The sequence below is a fragment of the Azoarcus sp. L1K30 genome (genome assembly GCF_018122735.1).
Classification (GTDB): Bacteria; Pseudomonadota; Gammaproteobacteria; order Burkholderiales; family Rhodocyclaceae; genus Parazoarcus.
The window spans coordinates 706,382-721,204 of sequence record NZ_JAGRRD010000001.1; the positions used below are offsets into that span (position 1 = coordinate 706,382).

The window sequence follows — 14,823 nt, forward strand, 5'->3', positions numbered from 1 at the left end:
CTCCTCCCCCTTCAAGGGGGAGGCTGGGAGGGGGATGGGTCAATTCGCGACGCTTGAAACCCATCCCCACCCCAGCCCTCCCCTTGAAGGGGAGGGGGCTTCGTTGTACCACCTTAAGTGCCAAACAGCACGCACCACTACACTAGCCAGGCGGGTCAGTCATCTTCGAGCTGAATGCGCGCCCTGGTTGATTCATCCATGCCTGCGGGAGAGGCGCGCACGTCTTGCGGCGCTGGGCGCAGCGGCTCAGCGCGCGTCGAGCCTCCACGAGACGCTTGAGGGGCGCCCGTCGAGCGCCAGCCTGGCGGTGGCGGGCTCGGTGCGGGCAATGACCTTGCCCGCGCGCATCACCAGCAGCCGGGTCGCGCGCAAGCGCAGCGCCTCGACCGGGTCGCCCGCCTGCAGCATGACAAGGTCGGCACGGTATCCGGGGGCAATGCCATAACCATCGAGGCCGAGGATAGCCGCCGCGGTGTCGGTAACCGCTGAATAGCACTGGCGCATGGCTGCCTGGCCGGTCATTTGCGCAACATGCAGGCCCATGCTCGCGACTTCGAGCATGTCGCCGCTGCCCAGCGCGTACCAGGGGTCCATCACGCAATCGTGACCGAAGGCCACGGGGACGCCGGCGGCAAGCAGTTCGGGTACGCGGGTCATGCCGCGGCGCTTTGGATAGGTGTCGTGCCGGCCCTGCAGGGTGATGTTGATCAGCGGGTTGGCGATGGCGGCCACGCCTGCTTCGCGAATCAGCGGAATCAGTTTCGATACATAGTAGTTGTCCATCGAGTGCATCGAGGTGAGATGCGAGCCTGCAACCCGGCCATGCAGCCCGAGCCGATGCGTGTGCTGGGCGAGGGTCTCGATATGGCGCGACATCGGATCGTCGCTCTCGTCGCAGTGCATGTCGACGCGCAGGCCGCGCTCTGCGGCGAGCTCGCACAGGATGCGAACCGATTCGGCGCCGTCGGCCATGCTGCGCTCGAAATGTGGAATGCCGCCGACCACGTCCACGCCCATGTCGAGGGCGCGGGTGAGGTTGGTGAGTGCGCCGGGCGCACGCAGTACGCCATCCTGCGGAAATGCCACCAGTTGCAGATCGAGATACGGCGCAACGCGGCGCTTCACTTCGAGCAGCGCTTCGACCGCCAGCAGGCGCGGGTCGCAGACGTCGACGTGTGAGCGGATGGCGAGCAGGCCCTTGGCCACCGCCCAGTCGCAGTAGGCCATGGCGCGTTCGATGATCGCATCCTGCGTGAGCAGGGGCTTGAGCTCACCCCACAGCGCGATGCCTTCGAGCAGGGTGCCGGACTGGTTGACGCGCGGCTGACCGTAGCTGAGTGTCGAGTCCATGTGAAAGTGCGGATCGACGAAGGGTGGGCTGACGAGCTGCCCGGCGGCGTCGATGACTTCGTGGGCATCGGCGACCAGCGAGCGTTCGACCGCAACGATGCGCCCGTCGAGGATGCCGATGTCGATCGGGCTGCGGCCATCGGGGAGCGAGGCATTGAGAATGATGACGTCGAGCATGGGAGTCCCGGTATCTGTTTGGCTGTGGTGTCGGTTGGCGCCGGTTCAGCGCTCGCCCTTGCGATACGGCTTCATCAGGGCCTGCGGATAGGCGGCGCGGCGGGCCATCACGATCAGGGCGAGGATGGACAGCAGGTAGGGCAGCATCAGGTAGATCTGGTAGGGCAGCGCGCCACCGGCCTGCTGCAGACGCAACTGAGCGGCATCGAAGGCGGCGAACAGCACGGCGCCGAGCAGGGCCTTGCCTGGCCGCCACGAGGCGAACACGACGAGCGCCACGCAGATCCAGCCGCGACCGTTGATCATGTTGAAGAAGAAGGCATTGAAGGCCGACAGGGTGAGGAAGGCCCCGGCCAGCCCCATCAGTATCGACCCGGCGATGACTGCGCCGGTGCGAACGGCGATCACGTCCACGCCCTGGCCCTCGGCCGCGGCGGGATTTTCGCCGACCATGCGCAGCGCCAAGCCCATCGGTGTGCGATAGAGCAGGTAGGCGACGGTGGGCACGAGCGCGATCGCAAGCAGGGTCAGCGAAGTCTGCCCGGCCAGTACCGGGCCGATCAGCGGCAGGCCGGCCAGCCCTTCGAGCGGCGCAAAGGCCGTGACGGTGGGGGGCGTGCTGACTTGCGGAAAGCTGACCCGGTAGGCGAAGGCCGACAGGCTGGTGGCGAGCAGGGTCACGCCGAGCCCGGCCACGTGCTGCGACACCGTCAGCCACACGGTCAGCGCCGCGTGCAGTAGTCCGAACACGCCGCCGACCAGACCGGCCACCAGCACACCGGTCCACAGGTCGGCGCCGTTGAAGACCGCGAGCCAGCCGGTGAAGGCGCCGGCCACCATGATGCCTTCGATGCCGAGGTTGAGGACGCCGGCGCGCTCGCAGATCAGCACACCCAGGGTGCCGAGGATCAGCGGCGTGGCAACGCGCAGGGTGGCCACCCAGAAGGAGGCCGAGCCGAGCATGTCGAACAGGTTGGCGAGGAAGTCCATCATGTGCGGCCCCAACGGAGGCGGTAGCGGGTGAGCAGCGTGGCCACCAGCATGGTGAGCAGGGCCGTGGCAACAATGACATCGGCGATGAAGTTGGGCACGCCCACCACCCGGCTCATGCTGTCGGCACCCACCTGCACGGCGGCGACGAAAAGCGCCGCCAGCAGCACGCCGAGCGGGTGCAGCCCGGCGAGCATGGCGATGACGATGCCGGCGTAGCCGTAGCCCGGTGACATGTCGGTGGTGACGTAGCTCGTGCGCCCGGCCACCTCGCCGACGCCGGCCAGCCCTGCCAGCGCGCCCGACAGCAGGGCGCACAGCAGTACCGTGCGCCCTACCGGCAAGCCGGCGAAGGCGGCAGCGCGGTGGTTGGCGCCGACTGCGCGCAGGGCGAAACCGAAGGTGGTGAAGCGTTCGATCAACCACACCAGGATGGCCAGCCCGCAGGCCATCAGCAGCCCGGTGTGCACCCGCGAGCGCTCGATCAGACGGCTGAACTCGAGTTCGGGGTCGAGCGCTACCGACTGCGGCCAGCCCATGGCAAGCGGGTCTTTCATCGGCCCGTCCAGCATCATCGACACCAGCAGGAGGGCGACGAAGTTGAGCAAGAGTGTGGTGACGACTTCATCCACGCCGAGCTTCAGTTTCATCCACGCCGGCCCCAACAGCCACAGCGCACCGGCAGCCGCGCCGGCGGCGATCATCAGCGCGGACAGCAGCGGCAGCGGGAGGTCGAAGGTGCTGCCGCCGTGCATGCCGCCGACCGCGACCGCCGCCAGCGCGCCGAGATAGAGCTGGCCTTCGGCGCCGATGTTGAACAGACGGGCGCGAAAGGCGACCGCCGCAGCAAGCCCGGTGAGAATCAGCGGGGTGGCGCGGGTCAGGGTTTCGGCAAGGGCAAAGCGCGAGCCGAAAGCGCCATCGAAGAGCAGGGCATAGGTCTGGCCGACCGGCGCACCTGCCCAGGCTACAAGGAGTGCGCACACGCCCAGTGTGACGAGCACGGCAACAATCGGGGCGAACAGCATTGCCCGCGGAGAGTACTCACTGCGTGATTCAAGCCGCATGCTGCGAGGCTCCTTTTGTGTCCGACGCGGCGCTTCCCGCCATGGCCAGGCCGACCGCGGCGCGGCTGCAGCCTTCGGTGGGCAAGGCGGGGCCGAGGCGGCCCTTGAACATCACCGCGATGCGGTCGGCGATGGCAAACAGTTCGTCGAGGTCTTCGGAGATCACCAGCACCGCGGCGCCGGCCGCGGCCGCATCGAGCAGGCAGCGATGAACATAGGCCACCGCGCCGATATCCAGACCCCAGGTGGGCTGGTTGGCCACGATCAGGGTCGGGGTGACGTCGTCTCCGGCCACCGACAGCGCGCGGCCCAGGATGAGTTTCTGCATGTTGCCGCCCGACAGCACCCGGGCGGGCACGTCGATACCCGACAGGCGCACGTCGAACTGCTCGACCAGCGTGCGGGTGAAGGCGCGGGCGGCCTTGCCGCGCACAATGCCGGCGCACGAGAAGGCGGGCAGGTGCAGGCGCTCCGACGCCGCGTTCTCCCACACCGGCAGGTCGCCCACCACGCCGACCGCATGGCGGTCTTCCGGGATGCGGGCGACTCGGCGGGCGATCCAGTCGCGCGGATTGGCGCGCATGGCCTGCCCGCTGACGGACACCTCGCCGCTGTCTGCCGCGAGGGTGCCGCATAGCAGATCGGCCAGCGCCTGCTGTCCGTTGCCGGAGACGCCGGCAATGCCGACGATCTCTCCGGCGCGAACGACAAGGCTGAGGTCGTCGAGCAGGGTCTTGCCTCCCTGCGCCGCATGCACGCCGGACAGGTTCAGCACCATGTCGCCATGCGGTCGCGGTTCGCGGGTGGGCAGGGTCACGCTGCGCCCCACCATGAGTTCGGCAAGTTCGGTCTTGGTGGTGTCTTCGGTGTTGCGCACGCTCACCAGCCGACCGCCGCGCAGCACCGCTACGCGTGCCGAGACGCGCAGCACTTCGTCGAGCTTGTGGCTGATGAAGATCACCGACAGGCCTTCGGCGACGAGGGTGGCGAGGGTGGCGAACAGGGATTCGCTTTCCTGTGGCGTCAGCACCGCGGTGGGTTCGTCCAGAATCAGGATGTGGGCACCGCGGTAGAGGGCCTTGAGGATCTCGACACGCTGGCGCTCGCCGACCGACAGCGCGGCCACGCGCGCGTCCGGATCGACGCCGAGACCGAAGCGCGCCGCGGTATGGAGCAGTCGTGCACGCGCGGCACGCCGGCGCGAAAACGGCAACCATAGCGGCTCGGTGCCGAGCAGCACGTTGTCGAGCACGCTGAGATTGTCGGCAAGGGCGAAGTGTTGATGCACCATGCCCACGCCGGCGGCAAGCGCGGCTTTCGGGTTACCCGGCACCAGCGGCTGGCCGAAGACCTCGATGTGGCCTTCGTCGGCGACGTAATGCCCGAACAGGATGCTGACCAGCGTACTCTTGCCGGCGCCGTTCTCGCCGAGCAGGGCGAGCACTTCGCCAGTGCCGAGCTCGAGCGAGATGTCGTCGTTGGCCACCAGCTTGCCGAAGCGCTTGGTGATGTTTGCCAGGCGCAGGGCAGGCAGGCTTTCATTCATGATGCGCGATACTCAGTTCGACTTCGGTTCGGCGTCATTCACCTTGACTGTGAAATTGCCGTCAAGAATGGCCTTTTCCTTCGCCTTCACCTTGGCGATGAGTTCAGCCGGCACCTTGGATTCGAAGGTCCCGAGCTTGGCCATCTCGCTGCCGCCGAATTTCATCGTCGAATACTTGCCATAGTCCTCGGCCTTGAAGCTGCCGGCCTTGACCATCTTGAGCGCGGTGTCGATGGTCGGTTCCATGTTCCACAGCGCCGAGGCGACCACGGTATCGGGGTACTGCGCCTGGGTGTCGATGACGTTGCCGATGGCCAGCACGCCGCGTTCCTTGGCGGCGTCGGACACGCCGAAGCGCTCGGCGTACATCACGTCCGCACCCCTGTCGATCATCGCAAATGCGGCTTCCTTCGCTTTCGGGGGATCGAACCACGAGCCGATGAAGCTGACGGTGAACTTTACCTTGGGGTTGATCTCGCGGGCGCCGTCCATGAAGGCATGCATCAGGCGATTGACCTCGGGGATGGGGTAGCCGCCGACCATGCCGATCTGGCCGCTCTTGCTCATGCCGGCGGCGATCATGCCGGTGAGGTAGGCTGGTTCCTGGATGTAATTGTCGAACACCGAAAAGTTGGGCGCCTGCGGCTTGCCCGATGAGCCGAGCAGGAAGGCCGTCTTCGGATAGTCGCGCGCGACCTTGCGCGCAGCGGCTTCAACCGCGAACGCCTCGCCCACGATGAGGCCCTTGCCCTGCTCGGCGTACTGCCGCATGACGCGCTCGTAGTCGGCATTGGTGACGTTTTCGGAGAACACATACTCGATGTCGCCACGGGTCTGTGCCGCATTGAGCGCCTTGTGGATGCGCGACACCCATTGTTGCTCGACGGGGACGGTGTAGATCGCCGCAACCTTGATCTTGTCCGCGGCGAAGGCGGGCAGCGGCAACAGGGCGGCAGCAGCCAGCGCAAGGCTCGAAGTCATCAGGGTGCGACGCATGCGATTGGTCATCTTGGCTTCCTTTCAGTGAGTGGTGTTTGCGGGAGGCGGTGAAATGGTGGCGGCGCCATGTGCCGGGCAGGGCAGACCGCAGCTGCGCAGCACGACGGTGAGCACATGGGCGGTGGCACGTTCATGGTCCGGTGGTGACAGGCGGGTCTTGCCGAGCACGGCGCAGACCTGGCTGTCGAAGTCGGCATAGGTCTGGGTCGCGGCCCAGATGGTGAAGAACAGGTGGGTGGCATCCACCGGCAGGATCCGGCCTTCGGCGGCCCACTGGTCGATGACCGCCGCGCGCTTTTCCACCGTGCTGCGCAGCTCGGTGCGCAGGTATTCGCCGATATGGGTGGCGCCGTGCACGATCTCGTTGGCAAAGACGCGCGAAGCGTCGGGACGGCGCGCGCTCAGGCGCATCTTGGCGCGAACGTAGGCGCTCAGCGCGGTTGCGGGATCGGCGTCGGCGGTGATGCTTTCGGTTTCGGCCAGCCACAGGGCGAGGATGTTCGCGAGCACCGCGCGGTAGAGCGCTTCCTTGGACGCGAAGTAGTACAGCAAGGTGGCCTTGGGTACGCCGGCGACGTCGGCGATCTCGGCCATGGTGGCGCCCTGGAAGCCGGCCCGCGCGAACACCTTCTCGGCGGCCTTCAGCATTGCGCCCTCCTGGCGCTGGCGGATGCGGCCCTTCAGCCGTGCGCCATCGTCCACACCTGTGTCGGCCTGAATGCTCATCGTGTGCCGAACAGGCGGTCGCCCGCATCGCCGAGGCCGGGCACGATGTAACCGTGCTCGTTGAGGTGGCTGTCGATCGATGCGGTAAAAATGGGGACGTCGGGGTGTTCGCGGGCCAGGGTCTCCAAGCCCTCCGGTGCCGCCAGCAGACAGACGAACTTGATGCTGCTGACGCCGTCCTCCTTGAGTCGGGAAAGTGCCGCGCTCGCCGAGTTGCCGGTGGCCAGCATGGGGTCAACCAGGATGACCTGTCGCTCGTCGATATCGGACGGCACCTTATAGTAGTACTCGATCGCCTCGAGCGTTTCCGGATCGCGATAGAGTCCGATGTGGCCGACACGTGCACCGGGCAGCAACTCGACCATGCCATCGAGCATGCCGTTACCGGCGCGCATGATGGCGATCAGGCACAGTTTCTTGCCGCTGATGACTGGCGCCTCGCAGTCGGCCACCGGCGTCGTGACCGGGACCAGTTCGGTGGCGAGGTCGCGCGTGACCTCGTAGGCCATCATCGCCGCAATCTCGCGCACGACGCGGCGGAAATTGTCGGTGGTGGTGTCCGCGTTGCGCAGGATCGTCAGCTTGTGCTGCATCAGCGGATGATCGATCTCGGTGACCTTGGGGTGCATCGCGTCTCTCCGTGGCTGGGTACGGGGTCAGAAAACGGTGCCATCACTGATGATGGTGAGCGGTGGCACGCCTCCGGCCCGGCGCTGCGCGGCGATGCGGCGTCCGGCCGACCAGGTGCCGCCCTGCAGGACCTTGGGCAGCGGGAACTGAGCCTCGTCGACACCCAGTTCGGCACGTACGGCGTTCGCAATGCGGTCGAGTCCGATCACGGTGAGCGCCCGCCACTCGACGATGGGGGGAGAATCCACCCGCCATGGCGTGGTCCAGAACTCAGCGCTGCGGGGGCGGATCACGCCGAGATCGAGCAGCAGGCCGCCATTGCGATATTCGGGCAGCCCCGTCAGTGCGTCGAGTCCGCGCACCTTGAGACCTGCGGCATCGAGCGGTTCCAGCAGCGAATAGGTGAGCCACTGCGTGAGCTTGTGGAAAGGCAGCAATTCGTCTTCCAGTGCCGGGTGGTGCCAGCAATCGCCCAGGGAAATGCCCTGCAGGCTGATCCGTCCCGGCCATACCGGCCCGAGCGCCTTGAGCAGCGTGGCGAGGATGAACTCCGCATCGATTTCGCCGCGATCGGCATGCGCGAACAAGTAATCGACAAGATTGCCGAGACGGGCAGGCTCGCCGAACACGGCGGGTGTGCCCGAGATCACTTCGCCCAGGCGGCGCAACAGGCCGGCACGGCCTTCGAGACCGACGAGCGGATTGTCTTCGCTTTCCTGAAAAGCGGTGGCCAGTCGATCGGCCGTCAGGCGGCTCAGGGCTGCCGCGTCGCTGCGCAACGGGCGCCCGGGTGCGTCGGAGAGGAGGCCGGCGGCAAACAGCTCGATACTGGCAACGGCCAGGCCCTCGGACCGCACATGGACCTGAGCATTGGCTTCGTCGCGGAAATGCCAGTCTGGACCGGCGCCGGCGTCGAGGAGCACGCTGGGTACGACGAGGTCGATGGCGATGCGGGCGATTTCGCGCTCGTCCGCCGCATGCGACATGGCGCGCAGCGCCTGCCAGCGATCGACGCCGCCAGCCTCGAAATGCCGCCAGCGGCTATGGTAGGGTACTTCTAGGTTCGGATAGTCGTGACGGATGGTGTCGGCCACATATAGCGCGGCACCGGGCAGGGCCTCCGCCCGCCACTCGAAAAACGACGAGCGGCCGCTTTCGACCGCCGCCATCACGGCCGCACAGCGCTTGCGCACCGCCTTCGCGCTCAGCAGTGCCGTCGCCGGATGGCCGATCGGAACCGGGGCGTACCATCCGGAGTTGGCGCGCGCTGCAGCGTTCATTCGTTCAGCCCCCGGCCTTTCGGCTGCAGAAGTTCCGCGGCCTGTGGCGCCCCGCTCGGGGAAAAATAGCCGGCTGCCATCTTGGCATCCATTTCGACCCGCGCATCGGCTGGAATTAGTTCGTCGGGAATGGCGACCTGCTCGACGATGTCGATGCCGGCGGACACCAGCGCATTGCGCTTCATGTCACTCATCGACGCCCAACGGTCGATACGGCTGATGCCGAGCCAGTGGAAGACGTCAGGCATCAGTTCCTGGAAACGCATGTCCTGTACGCCGGCCACACATTCGGTGCGGGCGAAATAGGTCTCGGCGCGGTCGCCGCCCTTTTGCCGTTTGCGTGCGTTGTACACCAGGAACTTGGTCACCTCGCCGAGGGCCCGGCCTTCCTTGCGGTTGTACACCACGAGTCCGACACCGCCCTGCTGGGCCATTTCAATGCAGATTTCAATGCCATGGGCGAGATAGGGGCGGCAGGTACAGATGTCGGAGCCGAAGACGTCGGAGCCGTTGCATTCGTCGTGAACCCTGCACGCGACCCGGGTGTCGGGCAGCCCGAGCTTTTCCACGTCACCGAACATGTACAGCGTCATGCCGCCGATGGGGGGCAGGAAGACCTTGAGGTCGGGCCGCGTGATGAGCTCGGGAAACATGCCCGCAGTCTGCTCGAACAGCGTGCGGCGCAATTCGCGCTCGCCGATGCCGAAGCGCTCGGCAATGCCGGGCAGGTACCAGACCGGATCGATCGCGGCCTTGGTGACCTTGACGTCGCCATTGGCAGTAAGGATGTCGCCATCGGGCTTGAGCCGCCCGGCAGCGATCGCCGCCACCAGTTCGGGCATGTTGATGTGAGCCTTGGTGACCGCGATGGTCGGGCGAATGTCGATGCCCGCTGCCAGCAGATGCCCGAATTCGTCCGCAACGCGGTGACCCCAGGGATCGAAGGACACGATCTTCTTCGGATCGCTCCACTGCGGATGCGGGCCGATTTCGGCGGCGGGGAGCGTGTTCGATAGATCTGGCCGGTGCGTGCTCTGCAGGTTGCCGGCTGCCACTGCCAGGGCCCGATACAGCGAATAGGCCCCGGAGTGGGTGCCGATCACGTTGCGCTGTGCCGGGTCGCTGAGGCTGGCGACGAAAGGGCCGCGTTCGCGTGCGGTGGGCGCCCCCCATCTGACCGTATGGTAGAGGCCGGTGCGGGTTCTGGGATGCGAGGTCAACACGATGTGGGACGCCATGGCACGCTCCTGTAACCGGGAGGAAAAAACCTGACCAGATGGTCAGTTTCAGCATAGCGAATTTCGTGCCATCCCAAAAGCCCTGTTTTTGCGTGGAGCGGGCATCGAGGCGGGCACCGAATGCGTGCCAGAAGGGTTTGTGCGCGTTTGCGATGCACGTCGGCGGTGCGCTGGACAGCACCTTTCAGTGCAGGCTAACGGGCCGGGGTGGCTCCTTTTTCTCCCTCCCCTTCAAGGGGAGGGCTGGGGTGGGGATGGGTTTGAAATGCCGCCGACGTAACCCATCCCCCTCCCAACCTCCCCCTTGAAGGGGGAGGAGAAAACCGGAGCCCATCCGAACGTCATTAGCAGGCCCCTTCCCCTTCAAGGGGAAGGACAGGATGGGGATGGGTTCGGTGGCGAGCCCTCGAAACCCATCCCCACCCCAGCCCGGTGGCCAGCGCAGAGACGCGCTGTCGTTCGAGCGGCAGCAAGTGACGCTCGCTGAAACCCCGTTCTCACCCCCTTGAAGGGTAGTGAGCAAAAGGCCGTCCACCCGAACCTGATTGGCTGGTTCCTTCCCTTTTCCTGAACATACAAGGGGGAGGAGGTCCGTTCTTTTCAGTGAACATACCAAGGGGAAGGCACCAGAAAACTGCATTCGGGGCGCGCCGATTGGCTCCCTTGCCAAGGAGTAGCCGATCATCAACCGAAACCACTACTCGAGAGGAATGCCATCAAGATCACACCACGACACTAGTCCACCGGCAGGGCGTGGTTGGCGAGTCGGGTGGATAGCACGACCGATGTCTCGCTGGTGCCATAGGGGGCGAAGGTGGCAATCAGCGCTTCGAGTTCGGCCAGTGAGGTGGCCACGACCTTGAGCATGAAGGCCGCCCGGCCGGTGACGTGGTGTGCCTCGCGCACCGCGGGCAGGGTGCCGAGCAAGGCTTCGACACGGGCGTAGGACTCGGGCGGAATGTGCAGTTCGACAAAGGCGGTGATCGGGTAGCCGATGCTGTGTGCGTCCACCTCGGCGTGATAGCCCCGCAACACGCCTTGCTCCTCGAGGCGCTTGATCCGTTCGGCGACGGCGGGCGACGACAATCCGACGCGGCGGCCAAGTTCGGCCAACGGCAGGCGGGCGTCCTGCTGCAACTCGGCGAGCAGGCGACGATTGAGGCGGTCGAGGCGGGGCTGATCGTTCATGGCTCGATTCGGACGGAGAAATTCCTTCGATTCTGAAGCAAACGCGGCCTCAAAGCATCGATTCGGCATGGTCGGCCGCCGCGGTGCACACCATACTCGATCGTCAATTCTGAGAGGACAGTGTGATGCTGATCAAAGGTCTGTTGCTGGGTTTCTCGATCGCAGCACCAGTGGGGCCAATTGGCTTGCTGTGCTTGCGTCGCGGTCTGGAGCGGGGATTTCTCGCTGCCTTTACGAGTGGTCTCGGCGCGGCGACGGCGGACGCCTGCTATGGCCTGGTGGGTGCCCTCGGGCTGGCCGCAGTGAGCACCCTGCTGATCGGGCAGACGGCGTGGCTGCGCGTTGGCGGCGGGATCTTCCTGCTCTGGCTCGCGTGGCAGACCTGGCGCGCCGCGCCGTCGCACCCGGCGGCGACCGGCGGGGGCGGACGTCTGTGGCGCGGCTACCTGAGCACGCTGTTGCTGACCCTGTCCAACCCGATGACCATCCTGTCGTTTGCCGCGATCTTTGCCGGGCTGGGCATTGCCGAGGGCGACAGAGGTGACGGCGTTCTGCTGGTGGTCGGGGTGTTCCTGGGGTCCGCATTGTGGTGGAGCATGCTGGCGTGGCTGGCGACGCACCTCGCCGCGCGAATCGGGCCGCGGCAGCTGATCGCCATCAATCGCCTGTCTGCGCTCGCGCTCGGCGGCTTCGCCGTGTGGTCCTTCATCGGCGCGGTTTGACGTCGGGGAGGGTAGCCAGGTCAAGGCGAGGCATGGCATGGCAAGGCGTCGACGCGGCGCCCTGGGGCCTCGGCTATCCGCGGTTCCTGACCGGCTGCGGCAAGTCGTGCAGGCTGGAGCCGGTCGTGATTTCGATGCGCAGGTTGGTGCTATCGACGGATCATCTGCGACCACCGCCAGGACCCATGCCGCCTCCCGGTCCCATGCCTCCGCCAGGACCCATGCCGTTGCCGAAGCCCATCCCGGTTCCTCTGGTGGGAGGCATATCAGGCAATGTCAGGCCATTGGCCTTGGCGCGTTCCTGCATTTGCGCATGATGTTCATTGCGGATCTGTTCGCGTGCTTCAGCGGTCGTAGCCGCACGCATCCGGTTCCGGTACTCCAGACGCTCCTGCTCGGTCATGATCTGGCTGCCGTAGATCTGGTCCCGGTCCTGAATCTGAGTCTGCGTGCGTTCCATTGTCGTGGCCGAATCTGCTGCCAGTGCATGAGTCGCAGCCAGTGGCAGAACGGCGGCCAGCAGCACGTGCACGAAAGTTTTCGGTTTCATGATTCATCCCTTCAGTCGGGTTGAACAAGGAGAACGTCGCAATCACCACAACCCGGTTCGGTGCTTGCGAGGACCCGCGGGGAAAGCTGGCGTCAGCACTCGATGAGCCTTACCCGGCTCGCGAGCGCGTGTGGCGCAGTCGCCTCTGGTCCTGCTCTCTCGGGGGACGGAGCCACCTGGCGCCCTGTCGTCATTGACTCATCGAACCCTGCGTTCTGCAAAGGCGGATGAGACTGCGCTCTATGCCGGCGCGCTTGTTCGGGCAGTGGGGTGTCCGTGGTCCTATTCTAGTCCCTGTATGCGGCGGCGGAGCGCCGCGTGATGAGGAAAATGTCACCGGACTTTACCGGCCAGGGGTTCGCCGCATCAACATCTAACACGAATGGCCTGCAGTGGTTTGCCGCTGATGGCGTCGATCACGACAAAGTTGACGTGACGGGGATGGGCCGGGTCTGCTGGTGTGGTGGGACTGAAGGTTTGCACCGTGGTATCGGTAGCCAGCGACGGCCATGCCGGCACTTGCCTGAGCTCGCGCACGACAAAGTCATGTTGCAGGATCTCACCCCGGTTCTCGCCTGCCGTCACTGTGCTGCGGTGCCCGTCTTCGGTGACCGCCCAATAGGCTGCGAGGCGGGATGGCGCGCGGTCGCCGGGCGTAATCCTGGCTGTCAGGACCTCGCCGGTTGCGGACAGACTCACCTGCACTGTCGCGGCAGCGCGCCGGTCGGCGGACGAGGGCAAGGGCGCGGAATACCAGTGCGGTCTATCCCTGCCGTTCACGACGACCTGAGGCGTGTAGCTGAAGCGGGCACCGTTGACGGCTTGCTGTTCGCGCTGGCGCCGGGAATGGTCGGCACTGCCGAAACGGTCACGCCAACCCAACCCGTCCCAGTAATCGACGTGAAAGGCGAGCGCAACGATGGCCGGGTCCGCCTTGAGGCGCGACAGCCAGCGATCGGCTGGCGGGCAGGAGCTGCAGCCTTCGGAGGTGTAGAGTTCGACCACGGGGGCCACGGTCGTCCCGCTTTGCGCCGTACAGGTCGATGTGCTTGGTTCGGCTGCCACAAGCGGCGCTATGGCGCAGAAATTGAGGCTCGCCGTGAGCAACAGCATCCGCAGCGGTGTTCTCGAAGACATGGCGCGTCCTCCATCGTCGATGAGGGCTTTGTCGGTCGAGCCATTCGATCCTTACACGATATTGCCTGCGTCGGCGGGTGCCGTGATCATAGTTGCTGGCTCAATTGGCGTCGTCTGCCGGTTCGGCCGCGTCGTATGCGCGCACGATTTTCCGCGCCGAGGCGTAATCGTCGTCGTCGGTCATGACTGTGGCGAAGCCCATGGGCGACAGATCGCCCACGCCACCTTGCAGGTAGTGTCCGCCTACATGCGCTTCGATGCCGTTGGCACGAAGCATGCCAGCGACGATATGGGCCTCGACGATGTTGCTTGCCCGATAGACGATCTTCATGGTCGCTGCATGTCGTGTGCGGCTTCAGGCGGTGTCGAGGCGGACGAATTGCGTCAGGCGTACGTCGACGGTGAGCGCCAGCGCCGTCAGCGCTGCCGCCCGCGCACGGCCCTCGGCGCTGGCGCGGAACAGGTGGGGGGTCATCGTCAGCAGGTCGGCAATCTGTTCGCCACTGGCCAGTTCGATGTGAAAGCGCACGTTCTCGGGCGGGAGGGCGGCAAAGCCCGGTGGGGTGAATGCTTCGGCGCTGCGCTCCGGTTTCAGGGTCGGATAGATGATTTCGCGCAGTTCCCGCAAGTGATCGGGGCCGGCATCGACCTGGATCAGCTTGCCGCCGGTGTCGAGCACGCGGGCAAACTCGGAGTAGACCGGAAAGCCGAACAGGCACAGTACGCGGTCCAGCGTGCCCGATTGCACTGGCAGGTTGGCGTTGGTGCCGACCACCCAGTTGGGGCGTCCATCCTGCCTGGCCGCCGACTGTACAGCCCATTTCGAAATGTCGAGCCCGAGCAGTGCCAGCGTTGCAGTTTCACTGGCGCAGCTGGCCAACTGGCGCAAGTAGTAGCCCTCGCCGCAACCGGCGTCCAGGCAGCTCAGCGTCGCCGCTGGCGGCACCGCGCTCAGCGTGGCGCGGCTCACTGCGTCGGCGATGGGCTGGTAGAAGCCCGCATTGAGATGCCGCCGGCGCGCGGCGACCATGTCCCTGCTGTCGCCCGGATCACGCGAGCGCTTGTGCTGAACCGGAAGCAGGTGGACATAGCCCTGGCTGGCGACGTCGAAGCTGTGTCCGGCGGCGCAGCGCCAGGTCGCGCCGTTGAGGTGAAGCCGGCCGCCATCGAGGGGGCAGGCGAGGGCGCGGAAAGGGGTAATGTTCATGCGTGCAGGTGGAGCG

The 14,823-nt window shown here is 65.9% G+C and carries 15 protein-coding genes; 1 reads left to right on the plus strand and 14 read right to left on the minus strand.

The window, feature by feature from the left end; translation table 11 throughout:
- Positions 1-246: 246 nt before the first annotated feature.
- The 10 genes from J5J83_RS03175 to J5J83_RS03220 form a co-directional block, all read right to left on the minus strand.
- Positions 247-1,527: an amidohydrolase family protein gene (locus J5J83_RS03175; RefSeq protein WP_212345332.1), complete on the minus strand. Its 1,281-nt coding sequence runs from the start codon at positions 1,525-1,527 to the stop codon at positions 247-249.
- Positions 1,528-1,572: 45 nt separating this feature from the next.
- Positions 1,573-2,520: an ABC transporter permease gene (locus tag J5J83_RS03180; protein ID WP_212345334.1), complete on the minus strand. Its 948-nt coding sequence runs from the start codon at positions 2,518-2,520 to the stop codon at positions 1,573-1,575.
- A complete protein-coding gene (locus J5J83_RS03185) occupies positions 2,517-3,584 on the minus strand; it encodes an ABC transporter permease (RefSeq protein ID WP_212345343.1) in 1,068 nt (355 codons plus the stop codon). The genes J5J83_RS03180 and J5J83_RS03185 overlap by 4 nt, the downstream gene beginning before the upstream one ends.
- A complete protein-coding gene (locus J5J83_RS03190) occupies positions 3,574-5,130 on the minus strand; it encodes an ABC transporter ATP-binding protein (RefSeq protein WP_212345346.1) in 1,557 nt (518 codons plus the stop codon). The genes J5J83_RS03185 and J5J83_RS03190 overlap by 11 nt, the downstream gene beginning before the upstream one ends.
- 12 nt (positions 5,131-5,142) lie before the next feature.
- On the minus strand, positions 5,143-6,138 hold the full coding sequence (locus J5J83_RS03195; RefSeq protein WP_212345349.1) for a BMP family protein: 996 nt from the start codon (positions 6,136-6,138) through the stop codon (positions 5,143-5,145).
- Between the two features lie 12 nt (positions 6,139-6,150).
- Positions 6,151-6,855, minus strand: coding sequence for a TetR/AcrR family transcriptional regulator (locus tag J5J83_RS03200; RefSeq protein WP_212345351.1), 705 nt, complete (start codon positions 6,853-6,855; stop codon positions 6,151-6,153).
- Positions 6,852-7,484 (minus strand): uracil phosphoribosyltransferase, encoded by a 633-nt coding sequence (gene upp, locus J5J83_RS03205; protein ID WP_212345353.1) that lies wholly within the window; start codon positions 7,482-7,484, stop codon positions 6,852-6,854. Before upp ends, J5J83_RS03200 begins: the two co-directional genes overlap by 4 nt.
- A 27-nt stretch (positions 7,485-7,511) precedes the next feature.
- Entirely contained in the window at positions 7,512-8,765 is a 1,254-nt protein-coding gene (locus tag J5J83_RS03210; RefSeq protein ID WP_212345355.1) for a URC4/urg3 family protein, read from the minus strand.
- Complete coding sequence (locus J5J83_RS03215; RefSeq protein WP_212345357.1) at positions 8,762-10,003, minus strand: GTP cyclohydrolase II; 1,242 nt, start codon at positions 10,001-10,003, stop codon at positions 8,762-8,764. Before J5J83_RS03215 ends, J5J83_RS03210 begins: the two co-directional genes overlap by 4 nt.
- A 735-nt stretch (positions 10,004-10,738) precedes the next feature.
- A complete protein-coding gene (locus J5J83_RS03220) occupies positions 10,739-11,191 on the minus strand; it encodes an Lrp/AsnC family transcriptional regulator (RefSeq protein ID WP_212345359.1) in 453 nt (150 codons plus the stop codon).
- Between the two features lie 125 nt (positions 11,192-11,316).
- Between J5J83_RS03220 and J5J83_RS03225 the strand changes: the two genes are divergently transcribed.
- Positions 11,317-11,913, plus strand: coding sequence for a LysE family transporter (locus J5J83_RS03225; protein ID WP_212345360.1), 597 nt, complete (start codon positions 11,317-11,319; stop codon positions 11,911-11,913).
- 160 nt (positions 11,914-12,073) lie between these two features.
- Here the strand turns inward: J5J83_RS03225 and J5J83_RS03230 are convergent, their stop codons facing one another.
- The 4 genes from J5J83_RS03230 to J5J83_RS03245 all read right to left on the minus strand — a co-directional run bounded on the left by J5J83_RS03230 (position 12,074) and on the right by J5J83_RS03245 (position 14,807).
- On the minus strand, positions 12,074-12,463 hold the full coding sequence (locus tag J5J83_RS03230) for a hypothetical protein (protein ID WP_249115601.1): 390 nt from the start codon (positions 12,461-12,463) through the stop codon (positions 12,074-12,076).
- Positions 12,464-12,829: 366 nt separating this feature from the next.
- Positions 12,830-13,600 carry a DUF1223 domain-containing protein gene (locus J5J83_RS03235; RefSeq protein WP_212345374.1) on the minus strand — a complete coding sequence of 257 codons (771 nt, stop codon included), beginning with the start codon at positions 13,598-13,600 and terminating at the stop codon, positions 12,830-12,832.
- Between the two features lie 100 nt (positions 13,601-13,700).
- The gene (locus tag J5J83_RS03240; RefSeq protein ID WP_212345377.1) at positions 13,701-13,931 is read right to left on the minus strand and encodes a DUF2007 domain-containing protein; all 231 of its coding nucleotides are present in this window, start codon (positions 13,929-13,931) and stop codon (positions 13,701-13,703) included.
- A gap of 24 nt (positions 13,932-13,955) precedes the next feature.
- A complete protein-coding gene (locus tag J5J83_RS03245; protein WP_212345380.1) occupies positions 13,956-14,807 on the minus strand; it encodes a putative RNA methyltransferase in 852 nt (283 codons plus the stop codon).
- Positions 14,808-14,823 lie beyond the last annotated feature (16 nt).

What these genes read in the sequence shown, in the direction of transcription:
- upp (WP_212345353.1), bottom strand. Translation starts at nt 7,484, where the DNA reads ATGCACCCCAAGGTCACCGAGATCGATCATCCGCTGATGCAGCACAAG.
- J5J83_RS03240 (WP_212345377.1), bottom strand. Translation starts at nt 13,931, where the DNA reads ATGAAGATCGTCTATCGGGCAAGCAACATCGTCGAGGCCCATATCGTC.
- J5J83_RS03200 (WP_212345351.1), bottom strand. Translation starts at nt 6,855, where the DNA reads ATGAGCATTCAGGCCGACACAGGTGTGGACGATGGCGCACGGCTGAAG.
- J5J83_RS03175 (WP_212345332.1), bottom strand. Translation starts at nt 1,527, where the DNA reads ATGCTCGACGTCATCATTCTCAATGCCTCGCTCCCCGATGGCCGCAGC.
- J5J83_RS03190 (WP_212345346.1), bottom strand. Translation starts at nt 5,130, where the DNA reads ATGAATGAAAGCCTGCCTGCCCTGCGCCTGGCAAACATCACCAAGCGC.
- J5J83_RS03215 (WP_212345357.1), bottom strand. Translation starts at nt 10,003, where the DNA reads ATGGCGTCCCACATCGTGTTGACCTCGCATCCCAGAACCCGCACCGGC.
- J5J83_RS03195 (WP_212345349.1), bottom strand. Translation starts at nt 6,138, where the DNA reads ATGACCAATCGCATGCGTCGCACCCTGATGACTTCGAGCCTTGCGCTG.
- J5J83_RS03225 (WP_212345360.1), top strand. Translation starts at nt 11,317, where the DNA reads ATGCTGATCAAAGGTCTGTTGCTGGGTTTCTCGATCGCAGCACCAGTG.
- J5J83_RS03245 (WP_212345380.1), bottom strand. Translation starts at nt 14,807, where the DNA reads ATGAACATTACCCCTTTCCGCGCCCTCGCCTGCCCCCTCGATGGCGGC.
- J5J83_RS03180 (WP_212345334.1), bottom strand. Translation starts at nt 2,520, where the DNA reads ATGATGGACTTCCTCGCCAACCTGTTCGACATGCTCGGCTCGGCCTCC.
- J5J83_RS03220 (WP_212345359.1), bottom strand. Translation starts at nt 11,191, where the DNA reads ATGAACGATCAGCCCCGCCTCGACCGCCTCAATCGTCGCCTGCTCGCC.
- J5J83_RS03235 (WP_212345374.1), bottom strand. Translation starts at nt 13,600, where the DNA reads ATGTCTTCGAGAACACCGCTGCGGATGCTGTTGCTCACGGCGAGCCTC.
- J5J83_RS03185 (WP_212345343.1), bottom strand. Translation starts at nt 3,584, where the DNA reads ATGCGGCTTGAATCACGCAGTGAGTACTCTCCGCGGGCAATGCTGTTC.
- J5J83_RS03230 (WP_249115601.1), bottom strand. Translation starts at nt 12,463, where the DNA reads ATGAAACCGAAAACTTTCGTGCACGTGCTGCTGGCCGCCGTTCTGCCA.
- J5J83_RS03210 (WP_212345355.1), bottom strand. Translation starts at nt 8,765, where the DNA reads ATGAACGCTGCAGCGCGCGCCAACTCCGGATGGTACGCCCCGGTTCCG.